The 19,599-nt window shown below is 60.5% G+C and carries 19 protein-coding genes and 1 riboswitch; of the genes, 12 read left to right on the top strand and 7 right to left on the bottom strand.

What is annotated here, in order from left to right:
* Position 1: 1 nt before the first annotated feature.
* Positions 2-577 (top strand): DUF2059 domain-containing protein, encoded by a 576-nt coding sequence (locus Tal182_RS12875; RefSeq protein WP_064803025.1) that lies wholly within the window; start codon positions 2-4, stop codon positions 575-577.
* Between the two features lie 95 nt (positions 578-672).
* Positions 673-957: an acylphosphatase gene (locus tag Tal182_RS12870; RefSeq protein ID WP_064803023.1), complete on the top strand. Its 285-nt coding sequence runs from the start codon at positions 673-675 to the stop codon at positions 955-957.
* A 40-nt stretch (positions 958-997) separates the two neighbouring features.
* Here Tal182_RS12870 and Tal182_RS12865 read toward each other — a convergent pair whose 3' ends face one another.
* Positions 998-1,231, bottom strand: coding sequence for a hypothetical protein (locus tag Tal182_RS12865; RefSeq protein ID WP_020921455.1), 234 nt, complete (start codon positions 1,229-1,231; stop codon positions 998-1,000).
* 188 nt (positions 1,232-1,419) lie between these two features.
* Between Tal182_RS12865 and gor the strand changes: the two genes are divergently transcribed.
* Positions 1,420-2,805: a glutathione-disulfide reductase gene (gene gor, locus Tal182_RS12860; protein ID WP_085860923.1), complete on the top strand. Its 1,386-nt coding sequence runs from the start codon at positions 1,420-1,422 to the stop codon at positions 2,803-2,805.
* A 6-nt stretch (positions 2,806-2,811) separates the two neighbouring features.
* Here gor and Tal182_RS12855 read toward each other — a convergent pair whose 3' ends face one another.
* Complete coding sequence (locus Tal182_RS12855) at positions 2,812-4,095, bottom strand: pilus assembly protein TadG-related protein (RefSeq protein WP_064810515.1); 1,284 nt, start codon at positions 4,093-4,095, stop codon at positions 2,812-2,814.
* Between the two features lie 188 nt (positions 4,096-4,283).
* On the opposite strand from Tal182_RS12855, the gene Tal182_RS12850 reads away from it, so the two are divergent.
* Positions 4,284-5,657, top strand: coding sequence for a 3-deoxy-7-phosphoheptulonate synthase class II (locus Tal182_RS12850; protein ID WP_085859659.1), 1,374 nt, complete (start codon positions 4,284-4,286; stop codon positions 5,655-5,657).
* A 57-nt stretch (positions 5,658-5,714) separates the two neighbouring features.
* Here the strand turns inward: Tal182_RS12850 and Tal182_RS12845 are convergent, their stop codons facing one another.
* On the bottom strand, positions 5,715-7,553 hold the full coding sequence (locus Tal182_RS12845) for an ABC transporter ATP-binding protein (RefSeq protein ID WP_085859658.1): 1,839 nt from the start codon (positions 7,551-7,553) through the stop codon (positions 5,715-5,717).
* Between the two features lie 285 nt (positions 7,554-7,838).
* Here Tal182_RS12845 and Tal182_RS12840 point away from each other — a divergent pair, with 285 nt between their 5' ends.
* The gene (locus Tal182_RS12840) at positions 7,839-8,240 is read left to right on the top strand and encodes a GFA family protein (RefSeq protein WP_085859657.1); all 402 of its coding nucleotides are present in this window, start codon (positions 7,839-7,841) and stop codon (positions 8,238-8,240) included.
* 17 nt (positions 8,241-8,257) lie between these two features.
* Here the strand turns inward: Tal182_RS12840 and Tal182_RS12835 are convergent, their stop codons facing one another.
* Positions 8,258-8,788: a DUF1003 domain-containing protein gene (locus tag Tal182_RS12835; RefSeq protein WP_064803015.1), complete on the bottom strand. Its 531-nt coding sequence runs from the start codon at positions 8,786-8,788 to the stop codon at positions 8,258-8,260.
* Between the two features lie 189 nt (positions 8,789-8,977).
* On the opposite strand from Tal182_RS12835, the gene Tal182_RS12830 reads away from it, so the two are divergent.
* Complete coding sequence (locus Tal182_RS12830; protein WP_085859656.1) at positions 8,978-10,657, top strand: NAD+ synthase; 1,680 nt, start codon at positions 8,978-8,980, stop codon at positions 10,655-10,657.
* A gap of 26 nt (positions 10,658-10,683) precedes the next feature.
* Positions 10,684-11,511 (top strand): TolB family protein, encoded by an 828-nt coding sequence (locus tag Tal182_RS12825; RefSeq protein WP_064810511.1) that lies wholly within the window; start codon positions 10,684-10,686, stop codon positions 11,509-11,511.
* Here Tal182_RS12825 and Tal182_RS12820 read toward each other — a convergent pair.
* Entirely contained in the window at positions 11,508-12,572 is a 1,065-nt protein-coding gene (locus Tal182_RS12820; RefSeq protein WP_085859655.1) for a 3-deoxy-7-phosphoheptulonate synthase, read from the bottom strand. The genes Tal182_RS12825 and Tal182_RS12820 overlap by 4 nt on opposite strands.
* Before the next feature lie 376 nt (positions 12,573-12,948).
* A riboswitch (cobalamin riboswitch) is annotated at positions 12,949-13,135 on the top strand.
* Positions 13,136-13,176: 41 nt separating this feature from the next.
* On the opposite strand from Tal182_RS12820, the gene bluB reads away from it, so the two are divergent.
* Positions 13,177-13,866 (top strand): 5,6-dimethylbenzimidazole synthase, encoded by a 690-nt coding sequence (bluB, locus tag Tal182_RS12815; RefSeq protein ID WP_085859654.1) that lies wholly within the window; start codon positions 13,177-13,179, stop codon positions 13,864-13,866.
* 3 nt (positions 13,867-13,869) lie between these two features.
* Here the strand turns inward: bluB and Tal182_RS12810 are convergent, their stop codons facing one another.
* The gene (locus tag Tal182_RS12810; protein ID WP_085859653.1) at positions 13,870-14,967 is read right to left on the bottom strand and encodes a DUF2865 domain-containing protein; all 1,098 of its coding nucleotides are present in this window, start codon (positions 14,965-14,967) and stop codon (positions 13,870-13,872) included.
* A gap of 281 nt (positions 14,968-15,248) precedes the next feature.
* Between Tal182_RS12810 and Tal182_RS12805 the strand changes: the two genes are divergently transcribed.
* The 4 genes from Tal182_RS12805 to Tal182_RS12790 all read left to right on the top strand — a co-directional run bounded on the left by Tal182_RS12805 (position 15,249) and on the right by Tal182_RS12790 (position 17,994).
* Positions 15,249-15,611, top strand: coding sequence for a YciI family protein (locus Tal182_RS12805; protein WP_085859652.1), 363 nt, complete (start codon positions 15,249-15,251; stop codon positions 15,609-15,611).
* On the top strand, positions 15,608-16,846 hold the full coding sequence (locus Tal182_RS12800; RefSeq protein WP_085859651.1) for a DUF6596 domain-containing protein: 1,239 nt from the start codon (positions 15,608-15,610) through the stop codon (positions 16,844-16,846). Before Tal182_RS12805 ends, Tal182_RS12800 begins: the two co-directional genes overlap by 4 nt.
* 76 nt (positions 16,847-16,922) lie before the next feature.
* The gene (locus tag Tal182_RS12795) at positions 16,923-17,294 is read left to right on the top strand and encodes a hypothetical protein (protein WP_085859650.1); all 372 of its coding nucleotides are present in this window, start codon (positions 16,923-16,925) and stop codon (positions 17,292-17,294) included.
* Between the two features lie 166 nt (positions 17,295-17,460).
* Positions 17,461-17,994, top strand: coding sequence for a ribonuclease H (locus Tal182_RS12790; protein WP_085860922.1), 534 nt, complete (start codon positions 17,461-17,463; stop codon positions 17,992-17,994).
* A 465-nt stretch (positions 17,995-18,459) separates the two neighbouring features.
* On the opposite strand, the gene Tal182_RS12785 is transcribed toward Tal182_RS12790, so the two are convergent.
* A complete protein-coding gene (locus Tal182_RS12785; RefSeq protein ID WP_085859649.1) occupies positions 18,460-19,455 on the bottom strand; it encodes a LacI family DNA-binding transcriptional regulator in 996 nt (331 codons plus the stop codon).
* Between the last annotated feature and the right edge of the window lie 144 nt (positions 19,456-19,599).

The following is a 19,599-nucleotide window of genomic DNA, read 5'->3' as shown; positions in this document are numbered from 1 at the left end:
CATGATGAACATTGCAGGTCTTGGCCGTCTCGCCGCTGCGACCCTCGTTCTTTCCGGGCTTGCCTTCGGCTCCGCCGTCAAGGCGCAGGAGGTCTCCGAGGAGCAGCTCAAGGCGTCTCGTGCCGCGATCGACGCGATCGGCGCCACTGCCCAGTTCGACAATATCCTGCCTGGCCTCGCCGAGCGCCTGAAGGCCGGCCTGATCCAGGATTCGCCGAACTATCAGGACATCATTTCATCGACGGTCGACGCGCAGGCACTGAAGCTGGCGCCGCGCCGCGGGGATCTCGAAAAGGAGGCGGCGCTCACCTATGCCAAGGCTTTCACGGTCGACGAGCTGAAGGCGATTGCGGATTTCTATAATTCCGACGTCGGCAAGAAGCTGCTGCGCGATGGTCCGGTCGCCTCCCGCGAAACGGCCAAGGCTGCCGACATCTGGGCGCAAGGCATTTCGCGAGACTTGGAAAAGCAGAGCAATGCCGAACTGTCCAAGGTCATCAAGGCGCCGCCGCCGGCAACCGACAGCCCAGTGGCTCCGGCACCCGCTCCGGCGCCGGCCCCGGCTGCCCAGAAGTAAGGGCTGCCTCCGCAGATTTGCAAAAGCCCGGCATCGTCCGGGCTTTTTTGCTATGATGGACCCGGCAAATAGCGGCTAGGTTTTGGTGAGGCGATATGTCCGATCATGACGAGGCGGTGCGAGTGCGGATATCGGGCAGAGTCCAAGGTGTCGGTTTTCGCATGTGGACACGCGATGAGGCGCTGCGGCTCGGCGTAACGGGTTGGGTGCGCAACGAAGCGGACGGATCTGTCTCCGCCTTGATCGCTGGAGCGGACAACGCGATTTCGACAATGATCGAGCGTTTGAGGCGCGGACCTGCAGGGGCATCGGTCTCAAGCGTCGAGACGGAAGCGGCTCAGCTTGATAATATGCCGAGGGATTTCCGCATTACCGGCTGAGAGCGGCAAATCCCCGAGAGAGAAAATACGTCAAGGGTGATCAGCCCCAGTCCTTCGAACTCTTGGCCAACTGCCATACGCCAGTCTCATCCGGCTCTACGCGCTTGTTACCGCGGTAGAAGATCGGCAGCCCTGTTTTCTTGTCCATGGCAAAGCGGCTGGGCGTGAATTTCTCGCCCTCGTGGCCCTGGATGGCGAGGTTGAGCGCTTCCTTGAACTTGCCGGCCCTGCACAGGTTGGCGAAGAGAGTTTGATCCATCTTTTGCTCCGGCATCCTTTCAGTCTCGTGCATTGCCTGCCAGCCTCTGCCGACGCGGTCAACCGTAAACGCTGACCGAGGCAACTTCCGATCAAGATTCGGCAATGGAGTACGGGAAGACGCAGGAGCAGGGCTTTTGTTTTCATGATGATCGCCCCTATATCAGGAACGTCCTTCCTGCGATTCCCCTTCCGGAGCTTCTCATGTCTTCCTATGATTACGACCTTTTCGTCATCGGCGGTGGTTCCGGAGGTGTGCGCGCTGCGCGCGTCGCCGCCTCGCTCGGCAAGAAGGTGGCGATCGCGGAGGAATATCGCTATGGCGGGACATGCGTCATCCGCGGTTGCGTGCCGAAGAAACTCTTCGTCTATGCTTCGCAGTTCCACGAGCACTTCGAGGATGCAGCGGGTTTCGGCTGGACGGTCGGCCAAAGCAGCTTCGACTGGAAGAAGCTGGTGGCCGCCAAGGATGCGGAGATCGCGCGGCTGGAAGGCCTCTACAAGAAGGGGCTCGCCGGCGCCAATGCCGAGATCCTGGAAACGCGCGCCGAGCTCGTCGATGCCCATACGGTGCGGCTCGTGAAAACAGGGCAGACGGTGACGGCCAAGACGATCGTGATCGCGACCGGCGGACGCCCGAACCCGCATGTCGCGCTTCCCGGTCACGAGCTTTGCATTTCCTCCAACGACGCCTTTCATCTCGACGAACTGCCGAAATCGATCGTGATCGCAGGCGGCGGTTACATCGCCGTCGAATTCGCCAATATCTTCCATGGCCTCGGCGTAGCGACGACGCTGATCTATCGCGGCGCCGAAATCCTGTCTCGCTTCGACGAGGATCTGAGGCGGGGCCTGCACGAGGCAATGGTCGCCAAGGGCATCCGCATCCTCTGCCATGACACGCTGCAGCAGGTTTCGAACGCCGAGGACGGGCTCGTGCTGGAGACGCTGAACAGCGGCACGTTGCAGGCCGATGTCGTCATGCTGGCGCTCGGGCGCGATCCGAATACGGAAGGTCTCGGCCTCGAGGCAGCCGGCGTCGCCATGGACGAGCGCGGCGCCATCATCGTCGACGATTATTCCCGTACCAATATCGAAAATATCTATGCTCTCGGCGATGTCACCAATCGGGTACAGCTGACGCCGGTGGCGATTCACGAGGCGATGTGCTTCATCGAGACCGAGTACAAGAACAATCCGACCCGGCCGGACTATGAACTGATCCCCACCGCCGTCTTCTCACAGCCCGAGATCGGCACCGTCGGCCTGTCGGAAGAGGAGGCGGGCAAGCGGCACAGTGAGCTCGAAGTATACCGCGCCCAGTTTCGACCGCTGAAAGCGACGCTTTCCGGCCGGTCCGAGCGGATGATCATGAAACTGATCGTCGATTCTGCGAGCCGCAAGGTGGTCGGGGCTCATATTCTCGGGCACGATGCCGGCGAGATGGCGCAGCTGCTCGGCGTCACGCTCAAGGCCGGCTGCACCAAGGATGATTTCGATCGGACGATGGCGCTGCACCCGACCGCGGCCGAAGAGCTCGTCACCATGTATGCGCCGAGCTACCGTATCCGTGATGCGCAGCGCCTCTGAGCCCTGTCAACTGGTGATGCGCGGCGCGCGGATGACTTTGAGGAAAAGTGCTTTCATCGCGTCGGCAATGCCGTCGGTCGGCGTGACTTCGAAATAAAGGCCGGGTGAGGCGCAGGCCTGCATTTTCGTCGGTATCTCGCTCTGGAAGGGCTTGATCCAGGTGTTGTACCAGTTGTTGCTGGGCAGCGGCAGGTAAGTCGTATAGAGCACGGCGATCTTGACGCCGCGGTCCTTCAGCGGCTTGCAGAAACTCGTGTCGATCGGCTCCTGGCAGCGACCGCCGGTCGTCTTTTTGGTACATGTCGAGGGCTTGTAGCTGTCGCCGACGCCGTCGGCGACGAAAAACAGGATTTTTTCAGGGCTGATATTCGAGGTTCCGTCGCCCGCAGGGTCTATGATCGTGTTGATCTGCGTCATCGCGCTGTCGAAGCTCGTGAGCTGGTCACTGTTGTAATTCTGGTAAGGAATTGTCATCAGGTCGACCGCGTCGGTATAATTCTTGACCTTTGTCAGGTCGGAGGTAAGGCCGGAAATCGTCGTCAGCTTCGCGTCCTCGGCCTTGGTGCCGAAAGTGTAGACACCCATCCGAAACTGATCGCTGCTGACGCGCTCGGCCTTGGCCGTATCGGTCAGCGCCTGAGTTGCCTGGCGAACCACGTCGATACGCATGGTTACGCCGAGGCTCTTGGCTATGGTGTAGTTGTTGGTGCTCTGGTCCATCTGGTGACAGGCAAAAGCGCAGCCGGTCTTGGCTTGCAGCTTCGAAACGTCGGTTGCGGTCGCGCCGACGCCCATGGAAGGCGTGTTGTCGAGGAGGATGTAGAAATCCATGAAGGCGGCAGTCTGGTATTCGGCTGTCGCCGTGCCGGAGATGGTGATCGAATCCCGGCCAAAAATGCGCATGAAGGTCGTCGGCACGGTCGCGGTGAAGGAAACCTGCGAGTTCAGCTTATTGGCGGTCTTGGTGACGTCGATGCCGAGATCGATATGAATGTCGGTCAGCTCACCCGACGTCTGGGACATGAAGATGTTACGAGCGTCGGTTTTGCCAAGCGAGACCGTGCCGTTGCCGCTCATTGTCATTGCGGCGGCGACTGCGCCCGATTTTTCGGCGATCGAACCGACGGCCGCAGCATCGGCGGCGGCGTAGAGCTGCGTTCTCAGGCTCAGTGCGTGGGCCACATCCACCGCCATGCCGGCCGCACCCACGAGCGGCACCATCAGCAATGCCGTCATGATGCCGAAATTACCCGAGCGGTCCAATATGAAGCCGGGCGAAAGGATCGCCATGACATGTCCCCGATGTTGAAACTCCTTCAGCTTCTACATGCAAAGTCTGAAATATGGGGAAATCGACATGGTATATGCTGGTTTAAAGCTTCCGGTGATTGGCCTTTGCAAGCTTGATCTAAAGGTCTATAAGCCGCCGAATATTAAGACAGGGCATCCGAGGAATGGATGTGAGTGAGGTTAGTGAAATGGCAGAGAACTGGACCCCGAGCAGCTGGCGGCAGAAACCGATACTGCAGGTTCCCGAATATCCCGACGCAGCTGCTTTGGCGGCGACGGAGGCCCAGCTCGCCAGCTATCCGCCGCTCGTCTTCGCAGGCGAAGCGCGCCGCCTGAAGAAGCATCTCGCCAATGTGGCCGAAGGCAACGGTTTCCTGCTGCAGGGCGGCGACTGCGCCGAGAGCTTCGCCGAACACGGCGCTGACAATATCCGTGATTTCTTCCGCGCCTTCCTGCAGATGGCTGTGGTGCTGACCTTCGGCGCGCAGCTGCCGGTCGTCAAGGTCGGCCGCATCGCCGGCCAGTTCGCAAAGCCGCGCTCGTCGAACGTCGAGAAGCAAGGCGACGTGACACTGCCCGCCTATCGCGGCGACATCATCAACGGCATCGAATTCACCGAGGAGTCGCGCATTCCGAACCCGGAACGCCAAGCCATGGCCTATCGCCAGTCGGCCGCGACGCTGAACCTTCTGCGTGCCTTCGCGATGGGCGGTTACGCCAATCTCGAAAACGTGCATCAGTGGATGCTCGGCTTCGTCAAGGACAGCCCGCAGGGCGAGCGTTACCGCAAGCTTGCCGACCGCATCAGCGAAACCATGGATTTCATGAAGGCGATCGGCATCACCTCGGAAAACCATCCGAGCCTGCGCGAGACCGATTTCTTCACCAGCCATGAAGCGCTGCTGCTCGGCTATGAGGAGGCACTGACCCGCATCGATTCCACCTCCGGCGACTGGTATGCCACGTCAGGCCACATGATCTGGATCGGCGACCGCACGCGCCAGGCCGACCATGCGCATGTCGAATATTGCCGCGGCATCAAGAACCCGATCGGCCTGAAATGCGGCCCATCGCTACAGGCCGACGATCTGCTGCAACTGATCGACATCCTGAATCCGGGCAATGAAGCTGGCCGCCTGACGCTGATCTGCCGCTTCGGTCATGAAAAAGTCGCCGAAAATCTGCCGCGTCTCATTCGCGCTGTCGAGCGTGAGGGCCGCAAGGTCGTCTGGTCCTGCGATCCCATGCACGGCAACACGATCACGCTCAACAACTACAAGACCCGTCCCTTCGAACGGATTTTGTCGGAAGTCGAAAGCTTCTTCCAGATCCACCGCGCCGAAGGCACGCATCCCGGCGGCATCCATGTCGAAATGACCGGCAAGGACGTGACAGAATGCACCGGCGGTGCTCGCGCAGTCACCGCCGACGACCTGCAGGACCGCTATCACACGCACTGCGATCCGCGCCTCAACTCCGACCAGGCGCTCGAGCTCGCCTTCCTGCTTGCCGAGCGCATGAAGGGCGGCCGCGACGAGAAGCGCATGGTCGCCAACGGCTGAGGACAGGCCGAAACGGATGACAAAAACCCGGCGTGACGCCGGGTTTTTTATTGCTTTTCAGATACTCGCCTGAACGCTGTGCAGGTTGGCGTAGACGCCGCCTTGCGCCATGAGCGCGTCATGTGTTCCCTGTTCAACGATGCCATCGCCCGTCAGGACCAGGATGCGGTCGGCATGGCGGACCGTCGAGAGGCGGTGGGCGATGACCAGGGTGGTGCGGCCGTTCGCCAAGCTCAGGAGCGCCTGCTGCACCGCCCGTTCGCTCTCATTGTCGAGCGCGCTGGTCGCCTCGTCGAAGATCAGGATTTCCGGATCTTTCAGGAAGGCGCGGGCGATGGTGATGCGCTGGCGCTGGCCGCCGGAGAGCTTGACGCCGCGCTGGCCGATGTCGGTGTCATAGCCATTGGGCAGGCCCATGATGAAATCATGCGCATTGGCGGCGCGGGCCGCCGCTTCGAGCTCGGCATCGGTCGCGTCCGGCCTGCCGTAGCGCAGGTTTTCCGCAACAGTGCCGGCAAAGAGATAGACATCCTGCTGCACCACCCCGACATGGCGCCGCAGTGACGCCAGCGTGATGTCGCGGATATCGCTTCCGTCGATGCGAATTGCGCCCGCCTCAACATCGTAGAAGCGTGGTATCAGCGCGCAAAGCGTGCTCTTGCCCACTCCCGAAGGGCCGACCAGGGCGACAAACTCTCCGGGGGCGATGGTGAGGGAAAGCCGCTCCAGCACCCTCGGACCATCGGCTTCGTAGCCGAAGGCGACGTCGGAAAAGCTGATCTCGCCTCTCGGCGCCGGCATCGGACGCGCATTCGGCCGATCGGTGATATCGGGATCGATCTCGAGGATTTCCATGGCCCTGATGAAGCCGGTATATCCCTCCTGCCAGAGGCGCACGAAATTCGCGAGCCGCTGCACGGGATCGACCAGCACGCCGACGCAGAGCAGGAAGGTCAGCATATCCGGGACGGTCAGGTCTGCCGTCAGGATGCGCAGGCCTCCTGCGATGATCACCAATATGGTGACGAGCTGGGCGAAGGTTTCGGTGCCGACGGAAAACCAAGCCTCGCTGCGGTAGCCCTCGGCGCGGCTTTGCAGGAAACGCTGGTTCTGCGCAGCGAAACGCTGCCTTTCCAGCGCCTCGTTGGCGAAGGACTGGACGACACGGATGCCCGCGAGCGCATCCTCGACGCGCTCGTTGACGGCGGCGATCTGCCGCTTGCTGGCTTCGAGCGCATGGTTCATGCGCCGGTTGAAATAGAGTGCATAGGCCACCGCCACCGGGGTGAGCAGCAGAATGAGGGTCGCCAGCAATGGGTCGATGAAGAACAGGACCAGCATGGCGCCGCCATATTTCAGAACGGCGATGGCGAGATCCTCGGGGCCGTGGTGAAACAGCTCGCCCAGCCAGAGGGAATCGTTGGTGATGCGGCTCATCAATTGCCCGGTGCGCTGGCGATCATAGAAGCTGAAGGACAGCTTCTGGCAATGCTCGAAGAGTTCCTGCCGCACCGTCGCTTCGATGCGGGCGCCCATGACATGGCCGCGATAATCGACGAAGAAAATCGCCGCTATCTGGACAGCGAGAACGGCCAGCATCACACCGCCCATGGCAAGGATCTGCGCGAAGGCCTCGGGGGCATCAGGCAGAGCCAGAAGCCGGCTCGTGACGATGTTGGCGCAGAGGGGCAATGCCACGGCGGTGCCGGCCACGAGTATGGCGCAAAGCAGATCCGCCAGCAGCAAAGGCAGATGCGGGCGGTAATAGGAGATGAACTTGCGCATGCGCGACCAGCGCTGCTCGCGTTCAGTGGCGCTCGAATAGTCGCGGAAGAAGTTCAGAAAGAGGTTATGGCGTCGCGAGCTTTTCCTCGCGCGAGAGAATGGCGTGTGCATGAAGCAGAATGTCCTTGTGGGCGATGTTTCCTTTCTGTCTGGACAGGGTCGCTCTCATGTCAGTCTCCCGGCGGTTGAATAAATTGAGCCTTTAGTATCACCGAGAATAACGTCCGGTTCAACGCGGTGACGAGAGGAGATCGGCGGGTGTTGTCAACGGGCAACATCCGAGGGCCGCCGCCACCCGTGAACGCTTCAAGATTTCTGATCATTCGTTCAGGGGAATGGATTTGACGACGAGGTCTCGTGGCCGCAAGTTTCTCCAGGAGCGAGGGGAGAGCGATCATGAGCGAATACCATACAGGCGGTTGTCTTTGCGGCGCCGTGCGATTTTCAATTCGGGCAAAGCCAGGGCCTGTCGTCGGTTGCCACTGTTCCCAATGCCGCCGGCAGACGGGACTCTATTATGCCGCGGTCAACGTGCCGCGCGTGGCGCTTTCGGTGGAGAATCCCGGCGCCGTCCGCTGGTATCGGTCAAGCGGTGAGGCGCAACGCGGCTTCTGCGCCAATTGCGGCTCCGCGCTGTTTTGGCAGGGGGATGAAGCGGTGGAGGTTTCGGTCCTGGCAGGCGCTTTCGACGAACCGAGCGACCTAGCCTTCAGCCATCACATTTATTGCATCGACAAGGGGGATTTCTACGAGATATCAGATGGTCTGCCGCAATATGACAGGTATCCGCCCCGTTGATTTGAGGATGCCCCGCGTCAGGTCTTGGCTGCGAGCGCGGCGTTGAGACGAGCGACGTCTTCGCGCAGCGCCGTCAGCTCGGTCAGGACGCGCATATCGATCTTCTGGTGCAGGGAGAGCACTTCGAGTTCGGCTTTGAGATTGACTTCGTAATCCTTGGCTGCCTCGAAGCGGTCGCGCTCAGCCTGACGATTCTGCGACATCATGATGATCGGCGCCTGGATGGCGGCGAGCATCGACAAGATCAGGTTCAGGAAGACGAACGGATAGGGATCGAAAGCGCCACTCGCCAAAACGATGGTGTTGATTATCGTCCAGACGACGAGGAAGGCCAGGAAGCCGAGGATGAAGGACCATGAGCCGCCGACACGGGCGATGCTGTCGGCGATGCGTTCTCCAAAAGAGGCCTCGGCAGAAAAGGCGGCGTTGACATCGGTCGAGATGATCTTGCGCTCGTGCGCTTTCGCCAGCACGCGCTTTTCCGTGTCGCCGAGTTCGTCGGCCGGTTTGTCGAAATGATGGTGCACGAAGTTCGAAAAATTATTCATGGCCTGTTTCCGATGACCGTTAACGATGCTGCCGCTTTCGTGCGTCAGTATTCCGCTCCGCCGGTAAATTGCAATGCATCGGTGCCGTAAGCCTCCAGCGCGCCTGTTCACGAAAAATTCGTGAGCTCGGTGCAACGCTTTGGTCGCGAACGTGTTGCGGTAACGGGAGCCGCAGGCTAAACAAATGACATGACACAGGAAAACGCTCTCTCCGATATCTTCCGCATTGCTATCGGCCAGCTCAATCCCACGGTCGGTGATGTCGCCGGCAATCTTGCCAAGGCACGTGAAGCACGCGCTGATGCAGGCCGAGAGGGCGCGCATCTGCTCGTGTTGACCGAGCTTTTCATCTCCGGCTATCCGCCGGAGGACCTGGTGCTGAAGCCGGCCTTCATCCGCGCCTGCTGGAAGGCGGTGGAAAGCCTTGCGGCGGACACCGCCGATGGTGGGCCGGGCGTCGTCATCGGATTCCCCAGGCAGGACGAGAGGGGGCGTTATAATTCCGTCGCCGTGCTTGACGGCGGCAAGGTCGTCGCGGTGCGCGACAAGGTCGATCTACCGAATTACGGCGAGTTCGACGAGAAGCGGGTTTTCGTGCAGGGGGCCATGCCGGGGCCGGTGAATTTCCGCGGCGTGCGGCTCGGCATTCCAATCTGCGAAGATATCTGGGGTGATCTCGGCGTTTGCGAGACGCTGGCCGAAAGCGGGGCGGAGATCCTGCTGTCGCCGAACGGGTCCCCCTATTATCGCGGCAAGGTCGATATCCGTCGCCAGGTGGTACTGAAGCAGGTGATCGAGACCGGCCTGCCGCTGATCTATGCCGCCCAACTCGGAGGGCAGGACGAGCTCGTGTTCGACGGGGCGAGCTTCGCCTTCAACGCCGACAAATCGCTCGCCTTCCAGATGAGCCAGTTCGAGACAGCGCTTGCAGTGACGACATGGAAACGTGGGGAAGCCGGCTGGCACTGCGCCGAAGGGCCGATGGCGCCTATCCCCGAGGGTGAGGAGGCCGATTATCGCGCCTGCCTGCTCGGCTTCCGCGACTACGTCAATAAAAATGGCTTCAAAACCGTCGTTCTCGGCCTTTCCGGCGGCATCGACTCGGCGATCTGCACAGCGATCGCGGTCGATGCTCTCGGAGAGGAGCGGGTGCGAACGGTGATGCTGCCCTATCGTTACACCTCGGAAGATTCACTGAAGGATGCAGCCGACTGCGCCAAGGCGCTCGGCTGCCGCTATGACATCGTACCGATCGAGCAGCCGGTGACCGGCTTCAGCAGCGCGCTGTCCAACCTCTTCGAGGGTACGGAGAGCGGAATCACCGAGGAGAACTTGCAGAGCCGCGCGCGCGGCGTCATCCTGATGGCGATCTCCAACAAGTTCGGCGCGATGGTGGTGACGACGGGCAACAAGTCGGAAATGTCGGTCGGCTACGCCACGCTGTATGGCGACATGAACGGCGGCTTCAATCCGATCAAGGACCTCTACAAGATGCAGGTCTATGCGCTAGCCCGCTGGCGCAACGAGAATGTGCCGCCGGGCGCGCTAGGCCCGTCGGGTGAAGTGATTCCGCAGAATATCATCGACAAGGCACCATCGGCCGAGCTGCGTCCCGATCAAAAGGATCAGGATTCGCTGCCGCCTTATCCCGTTCTCGACGATATTCTCGAGTGCCTGGTGGAGAAGGAAATGGCTGTTGAGGAGATCGTCGCGCGCGGCCATGACGTAGCGACCGTTCACCGGGTCGAGCATCTGCTCTATCTCGCCGAATATAAGCGCCGGCAATCGGCGCCGGGCGTGAAGATTACCAAGAAGAATTTCGGCCGCGACCGGCGCTATCCGATTACCAATCGATTCCGGGATCGCTGACCCAATCGACATGTCAGGGAGGCAATATGCGCAGCTCGGTCGAGATCTACAATGTCGGGACGGGCAGGGCTCGCGAGGTCTGGCAAACGGACAGGCTGGTGGAAGCGCCGAACTTCTCGCCTGATGGTTCCTACCTGCTGCTCAACGGCGACGGGCTGCTCTTCCGGCTGCCGCTCGATGGCGGCGAGGTGGTCAGGGTCGATACGGGCTTTGCCGTCAATTGCAACAATGATCACGGCATTTCACCTGATGGCACCGAAATCGTCATCTCGGACAAGACCGAATTCGGCAAGTCGGCCATTTATATCCTGCCGATCGAAGGCGGCACGCCGCGGCTCGTCACTGAAAACCACCCCTCCTACTGGCATGGTTGGTCGCCGGACGGGCGTCAGCTCGCTTATTGCGGCATCCGCGACGATCTCTTTGACATCTATACCATTTCCGTTGACGGCGGCGCCGAGACGCGGCTGACGCATGGCGAAGGCCGCAACGATGGACCGGATTATTCGGCCGACGGACAATGGATCTACTTCAATTCCAGCCGCACCGGGCTGATGCAGATCTGGCGTATCCACCCCGACGGCACGGGCCTCGAGCAGGTGACCTCGGACAATCAGGGCAATTGGTTCGCCCATCCGTCACCGAAAAATGACAAGGTGCTGATCCTGTCCTATGACCCCTCGGTTTTCGATCATCCGCGCGATCTCGACGTGCGGCTGCGGCTGATGGACATGGATGGCGGCAACCTGAAAACGCTGTTCGAACTTTTCGGTGGGCAGGGCACGATCAATGTGCCCTGCTGGTCTCCTGATGGCGAAGAATTCGCTTATGTGCGCTATTTCCCGGCTGATTAAGCCGCTGCCGCCTTGCGCCGCGCGCCAGCGGCTTTCGCCAGGTCTTCCAATACCGTCACCGACATGTTCCAGTCGATGCAGCCATCGGTGATAGACTGGCCGTAGACCAGCGGCTTGCCGGGAACGAGATCCTGGCGGCCGGCGACGAGGTTGCTTTCCACCATCATGCCCTTGATATGATAGTTTCCGGCGGCGATCTGCGAGGCCACGGAATGGACGACGAGCGGCTGGTTCATCGGGTCTTTGCCGCTGTTGGCATGGCTGGCGTCGATGAGGATGCGCGGGGCGACGCCGAGTTTAAGGCATTCCGCTGTGACGGCTTCGACATCGGCCGCCTCGTAATTCGGCCGCTTGCCGCCGCGCAGAATGATGTGGCAGTCCTCATTGCCCTTTGTCGAGGCGATTGCCGCCTGTCCGTCCTTGGTGACGGCCGGGAAGTGATGCGGCTGCGATGCGGCCAGGATGGCGTCGAGCGCGACACGGACGCCGCCGTCGGTGCCGTTCTTGAAGCCGATCGGGCAGGAGAGGCCGGAGGCGAGCTGGCGATGGATCTGGCTTTCGGTCGTACGCGCGCCGATCGCACCCCAGCTGACAAGGTCGGCAATGTATTGCGGCGTGATCGTCTCGAGGAATTCAACGCCAGCGGGCAGGCCCATTGCGTTGATGTCGAGCAGCAGGCGCCTGGCAATGCGAAGCCCTTCCTCGATGCGGTAGCTGCCGTCGAGATGCGGGTCGTTCATCAGACCCTTCCAGCCGACCGTGGTGCGGGGCTTTTCGAAATAGACGCGCATGACTACTTCGAGATCGCTGGAGAGGCGCTGCCGCTGTTCCGCTAAGCGCTCGGCATATTCGAGTGCTGCAGCAGGATCGTGGATGGAGCAGGGGCCGATGACGACGATCAGGCGGTCGTCTTCTCCCTCGAGGATCTGATGGATCGCATGACGGTTGCTGGTCACCGTCTCGCTGACGGCAACGGTTCGGGGGATTTCCGCGATGATATCTGCGGGTTTGGTCAGCGGGGTGATTTCGAGGATACGCAGATCATCAATGGTATCGGGCACGGTGTGGCTCCTGTTTTGTCATACCGTGCGGAAACAAAAAAAGCCGCCAGGTAGACTAGCGGCTGTTCGGGTGGTCGTCGCGTCGAATTCAGTTACGCACGGGCCCGCATCCGCTGGGAGCAGCGGTACCAATAAAATCGCGAGGCGTAGACAGAAGTGATCGACATGCGGCGTATTTAGCGTGGCGGCCTTCCGTTGTCACGCAGAATCTGCGGCCTGAAAGAGGGCTTGGGCGTGCAGCAGTCTCCAATGCGTTTGCGAGCGTGGTCGTGACCAGCCGCCGCCTGTTCACCGGCACGTCAGGCGGAAAAATCGCTGTTTGCCTAACGGCCTCATCGGGCTCGGCTGCCTCCGCTTGCCCGCGAAGCGCTTTCCTGAAATAGATACCTCGTCAGGTGCCCGCTTTCACGCGGGAGAATCGGGAATCCGGTGCAAGACCGGAACGTGCCCAACGCTGTAAGGCCGACGCCCGCCGCTTCATCATGCCACTGGCTTTTGCCGGGAAGGCTGCGGCAGACGGATGACGCCAAGTCAGAAGACCGGCCTGGCAAGATAGACCCAACCCGCGCGGACGGCGGGCGGTTGCGTTGTTGGGGATTTGACGATGCGACCCTTTGTTGAGGATGCCCTGTCGGAGGCATCCGGTTTTTCTCCGGCCGAACGCGAGGCCGTGTATCACGCGATCCTGACCCGACGCGACGTGCGCAGCCAGTTCCTGCCCGATCCGTTGCCGGACGATGTCGTGGCGCGGCTTCTGATGGCCGCCCATCACGCTCCCTCCGTCGGCTTCATGCAGCCGTGGAACTTCATCCTGGTGAAAAGCGAATCCGTGCGCGCGCGTGTCCGGGACGCTTTTGCAAAGGCCAACGAAGAGGCGGCACTGATGTTCGACGGCGAACGGCGGCAGGCGTACCGCTCCCTGAAGCTCGAAGGCATCGTGGAGGCGTCGCTCGGCATATGCGTGACCTGCGATCCCACCCGCGGCGGCAGCGTGGTGCTGGGACGGACGCACAATCCGCGGATGGATTCCTATTCGACCGTTTGCGCAATCCAGAATCTCTGGCTTGCGGCCCGCGCCGAAGGGGTCGGCATCGGCTGGGTCAGCATCTTTCGTGAAGGCGACCTGAAAACAATTCTCGGCATACCCGAGCATATCGAGGTGGTCGCGTGGCTCTGTGCCGGCTTTGTCGACCGGCTTTATGATGAACCGGAACTCTCGGTCAAAGGTTGGCGGCAGCGGCTACCGCTCGAGGAACTCGTGTTCCATGATGGATGGGGACGCAACGACCCTTAGCGATTACTGCTGTTGTGGTTGCGGGCCCGGCGTTGCCGGATTGGCAAGGTCGATCGAGCCCTGGTCGCCGGCAAGGAATTGCGGGCCGACCTGACGGACCTTGTTCTGCGTGGGGTCGTAGGGACGTTCGGGAACGGATGGCTGCGGCGGGGCTGATGCTGCCGCGGTATCTTTCGCCGGCGGATTGGTGCGGACCGTCGTGATCGAGCCCTGCTGCGGCGGTTCGCTCAGGGCCTGCTTGCCGCGCATCTCCTCGTAATAGGCGGTGAGATTGCAGGCGCAGGAATTTTTTTCGCCAGGCGCGCGGTTCTTGTAGGCAAAGGCGTTCTTCATGGCGCTATAGGGCGCACCCGTTGCGGCCGAAATCATGTTCGAGGCTTCGGTGCTGGTCACGTCGCGATAAAAGAGCTCGGTCTCGATGCCGGGGCACATCTTGGCGCAGGTCTGGGCATCGCGGCCGAAATCGACCGAGGTGGTGTTCGAACTGATCGGGAAGAAGCCGCCGTCGCAGCTGCGAACGCAGATGGTACTGACCGGCGAAAACATTTCGGTCCTCGGCAGGCCGTAACGCGGATCGGCCTCTTCACCGCCGCCGAGCGGGATGAATGTGTCGGTGCGCATCGCCTGTTCCTCGACGCTTGGGGCGGGCTCGCTGGCGCTGCGCTCTGTCGGGGTATAGAAATTTTCGCTGTTGCAGCCATTGCGTTCGAGTGCCGCCGTCAATTCTCGGCGCGCGTCGTCATCGCCGGCCTGGCTGCGCAGCTCGTTGCGGCGGTCCTGGAGATAGCGGATATTATCGATCATCCGGGCCTCGGCGTCAGAAAGCTCGGCGCAAAAATCGGCATTCTCACCGCCGATCACGACCATGCTGCCTGAGGTGCAGCCATAGCTGCGCAGATCGTTGCGGACTTTGCGCAATTCGAGGTTTTGCTCGGCGATTGCGCTGGCGTATTGGCGGGCTTCCGGACCGTTATTGTTGCCGATCGATCGTGGTAGGTCGGCAAGGCGACCGCGCAAGTCGTTGCAAATAGCGCTGCTCTGTGCGGCGGCCGGCGATGCCAGCGCAAGCACAAGAGCAAGAGACAGGTTTCGGCGTTTCACGGCGTTGTCCGGGAATGAGAAAGTGTCGATCGGTCAAAGGTGGCGTCCATCCGCCGTACCTTGTCTCTTAACGTGTTTCTCTTAATAAGCTTGGATCAATTCCTAGCGCATTTTCGAGATTTTATCCAGAAGACGCAGATAATCTTCCGTCAGGTAAGTCGGCGCAGCATTGCACCCGGAGGCGGACACTGCAGCCGTCAACAGCAGTTCCCTTCTTCACACGAATTGTTATTCTCGGCGCTCGTTCCTGTGGGGAATTGGCTTTCACTGAGGATGAAGCAATGCGCTACATGCTGATGCTGCATGCGGACGAAACTGCCGGGAACTCCATAGCGCCCGAGGACATGGCGCGTTTCATGGGGCAGATGTATGCCTATCAACAAGCGCTGGAGAAGGCGGCTGCGTTCGTCTCGAGCAATGCGCTCGTCAGCTCCTCTGAGGCCAATCTCGTTCGTGTTCAAGGAAACGAGGTCAGCGTTCTGGACGGCCCTTATGCCGATGTTCGCGAACAGTTCGGTGGGTACTTTATCATCGACGTCGCCGATATGGACGAGGCCAACAAATGGGCGGCACGCTGCCCTGCCGCGACCTGGGGAACCGTTGAGGTTCGTCGCATCAGGGACGCGTCGGAATATGCGGAATGACGGTTTCTGGTTCCAGCGTTGCCCGAGGTGTAGCAGAGCGGGTGGCGCGCGAGAGCTACGGCCGACTCGTCGCTTATCTTGGCGGGCGGTTGGGTGATATCGCGTCCGCCGAGGATGCGCTCGCGACGGCTTTCCTCACGGCTCTCGAAAAATGGCCTGTCGATGGCGTGCCCGACAACCCCGATGCCTGGCTGTTGACCATCGCCCGCAGGCGCAAGCTCGATGACTGGCGCAGGCACAAAGTGAAGGCGAAGAGCGCCGATCATCTTGCTCTCATTACCGAGGAACTCTCGACCGCGGCGGAAATGGACGAGGAGATTGCGGACAGGCGACTGGCGCTCATGTTTGCCTGCGCACATCCTGGCATCGATGTCTCGGCGCGAACGCCGCTGATCCTCCAGACCGTGCTGGGCCTGACCGCTGCAGATATCGGCGCACGGTTTCTCGTCTCTCCTGGGGCCATGGGGCAGAGGCTTGTAAGAGCCAAAGCGAGGATCAGAGATGAGAAAATTCCGTTCCTTGTGCCGGAGAAGGAGGAACTGTCGCACCGCTTGCCGCCGGTACTCGCCTCCATCTATGCCGCCTATACCAGCGGGTGGATGGACATCGACGGGGCGGAAGCGCTCGGACAAGAGGCAATCTGGCTTGCAAGCGTGGTCGTATCCCTGCTTCCGCAAGAGCCGGAACCGAAAGGTCTTCTCGCGCTGATGCGTTATGCAGAGGCGCGGCGATTATCCCGCAGGGGGCCCGATGGCGCATTCGTACCGCTGGACAGCCAGGATGTCGGACTTTGGGATCGCAAGCAATTGCGCCTCGCCGAAGGACTCCTCAGAGAAGCAAATGCAAACGGTCCGACCGGCCGCTACCAGATCGAGGCGGCCATCCAATCTGCTCATGTCGCGCGCCGTTTGAGCGGTATCTCAAACTGGCAGGCCGTCGTTTCTCTCTATGACGTGCTGGGCAGGATTGCCCCGTCGCCTGTCGTGACACTCAATCGGTGCGTGGCCCTCATGCGGATAGGGCAGGTAGACGCGGCTTTTGATGACATATATGCGCTTGCCCGCGATCCACGAATGGCCGACTACCTGCCGTATTGGACGGCCCGCGCGCAGATTTGCGCCGATCTAGGCAGGCATGTCGAGGCGGCGGAAGCTTTCACGATCGCTATCGGATTGTGTTGGTCGGAGGCAGAACGACGCCACCTCGAAGAACAGCGCTCAAAAGTTTTGTGTTGATGCGAGCTTTTTTGCGCGGCCTGTCGAAATCGACCACTCCTTCACGACATCCGTTTGTCCAACCAAGGAGTACGACATGACCACCACTTCAATAACTGTCCAGAGCATCTTCGCCTCCGCCGCCGTTTCCAACTTTGACGAGGCGCTCATCTGGTATGAGAAGCTCATGGGACGTCCCGCAGATAGCAAACCGATACCGGGCATGGCTCAGTGGCGTAATATGGGCGGAGCCGGCCTGCAGGTCTGGAAGGATGACGAACGCGCCGGCAACGGGATCATAACGATCGTCGTCCCCGAGCTCGAGGTTGAGCTCGAAAGGCTTTCGCGTCAGCGCTTGCAACTCGCCAACAAAATCGAAGGCGACTTTGGGCGCGTGGCTCAGATATTCGACGGTGAGGGCAACCGGATCAACCTGGCCGAGCCTCCCAAACGATCTGCGAACAACTGACGTCGCCGTCTCCAGACCGTTCAGCCTTTGGCTCAGAGCAATGCCTGCTTTGGGCCAAGGCCAGAAGCGGCTGCCAGACCATCGGCGTCGCTGACATCAATAGTTGACACAACGGAAGGTACAATTCCAATGTCCGCTTCGGGCAATGGGCTTAGCGAAGGCGAAAATGGCAGTCATTTCCAACGAGCTATGCTCCCCCGCAATGACAGCCGGGGTGCCGGAAGCTCAACACGGGCTCCACGTCTTCGTGGACGGTTGTTATGACCCCTGTTCCGGGCACGGAGGCTGGGCCTTTGTCGTCTATCGCGAGGCGGCGGAAATCGCGTCCAGCTTCGGCGGTGTGCGTGATTCCGCCAATAATTCGATGGAATTGACCGCCGTCTTGCAGGCAGTCATGTGGATCAATAGCGAAGCAACGGGCGAAGCCGCGACCATCTGGTCGGATTCGATCTATGCCGTCAAAGGCTGCAACGACAGGCGGCACATTTGGAAGAATAACGGCTGGAAGAAAAGCGGTCCGAATGGGAACGCCCGAAGCCGGACCATCGCCAATGCGGAACTCTGGAAAGCGGTCGATCTTCAACTATCACAGAATGCCCTGGTAACCATTGCCTGGTGCAAGGGCCATTCCGGCATAGCCGGCAACGAACGCGCGGATGAGCTTGCTGATGGAGGGCGGCTGTCGGCAAGGGGCACGTGATCCGGGATATGAACGGGCTGCTGATGCTTGGGACATCCCTATGGCTGTCTGGTTCGGGCCCAGCGACTGCCCCTTACCCTGATCCTTGCCGGGGTCGAGCCACTGGTCTCGACCCATCCTGCGGCCCCCGCAAACGGGGCGACGGACGTGCCCTGGGAACGGAGAGGGTTCGGCATGGTTCCTTCGTCCGTTTAGGTCCAGCATCAGCTGACGGCGTCATTGGAGCCAATCAAGCTTGAAGAATGTGCCTGCGCGTCAGCTTCGTTCATGCGGGCGCGACGACTGATCCTTCTTCTTGGCCAAGGTGTTTCTCCTGGCAAGCTCGGAGACCCCGGATGCGATCATTGGGCGAAGGTCCCGCCGATATGATTGAAGGCATGCAGCACGGCTGCTTTGGAAGGCGTGACTGCGGCATCTCGTGGAAACTTCGAGTGATCGAGGGCCAATCGGCGTTGAGATCGGGGATCATGTGGAGCCCCGGATGACGAGCTTGCCGGGCAGGGAAACGGTCTCCGCATCGACGCGTCCCGTTATCATCCCGACGATCAGTTCGACCATCTGGTGTCGCGGCTGCTCGTATGTGGTGAGGCTATAGGCGGAGGATCCGCCGAGTTCGTAGTTGTCGAAGCCGACTATCGCCATGTCTTCCGGCACTCTCAGGCCGTACTTCCCTCGCATTTCATCCATTGCCCCGATCGCAAGAATGTCGTTCTCGCACATCAGGACATCGACGCGGTCGGCCGCGTTCGTATTGTTCAGATACTGGCGAACCGCCTCTGCTCCCGCCTGCGCGCTGTATCTTTCCGCTGACAGCACCGCGATGTCGCGCACGCCCTTTTCCTCCCAGAAATCGGCAAAATGCTGCCGGCGCCGGAGCGCGGTCGAAAGCACGGTTGCCCCGGTCATGAAGCCCGGCCGCCGATAGCCGCGTTCATGCAGGTGATCCACGATGTCCTTGAGCGCCCGTTCGGCATCGCAAACCACTGCCGGGACCCCATCGATCTGGCTGTCGCGCGCCAAAACGAACATGGGCGGCATGCCGCGTCCGAGCTGATGATCCGTCAACGTTTCATCGCGAAACGCCGTACCGAACAGGATGATGGCATCCACCTGTCGTTGGTCGGCATGGAGCAGGGCATGAACATGGTCGAAATGATTGTTGATATTGATGAGCATGACGACCAATCCGGCCGCCTGCAGCCGTTCGGTGAGCGTCTCCAGAAATGGTAGCTTTTGCGGGTTGGCAAAGTCGTCGACGAAGACGGCAACCTGGTGCGTTGCGTTAGTGGCAAGACTGCGGGCAAGAAGGTTCGGCGTATAGTTGAGTGCCGCCGCTGTTTCCAAGACCTTACGTTTGCTTTCCTCAGTTATCGACGCGCCGGGTGTGAAGGCTCGGATAACAGTCCATTTCGAAACACCGGCCGCTTCCGCCACCTGCTTTGCAGTCGCCCGCTTGCGCATTACGCCTCCCGAAGAAAATGGAACAAAAATTCCATTTTCCGATTCTGGTGAAATGATTGCTTGATTTTAATTCATTCGCGAATATCATGCACCTGTTTGCACCCGGTAGCAAAGATTTTGCACCCGGTAGCAATCGTTTTAGCC

Source organism: Rhizobium sp. TAL182 (assembly GCF_002117725.1).
GTDB classification, from domain to species: Bacteria; Pseudomonadota; Alphaproteobacteria; order Rhizobiales; family Rhizobiaceae; genus Rhizobium; species Rhizobium esperanzae.
Note: the sequence above shows the minus strand (reverse complement) of the source record. Positions and strands in the feature narration are given on the sequence as shown.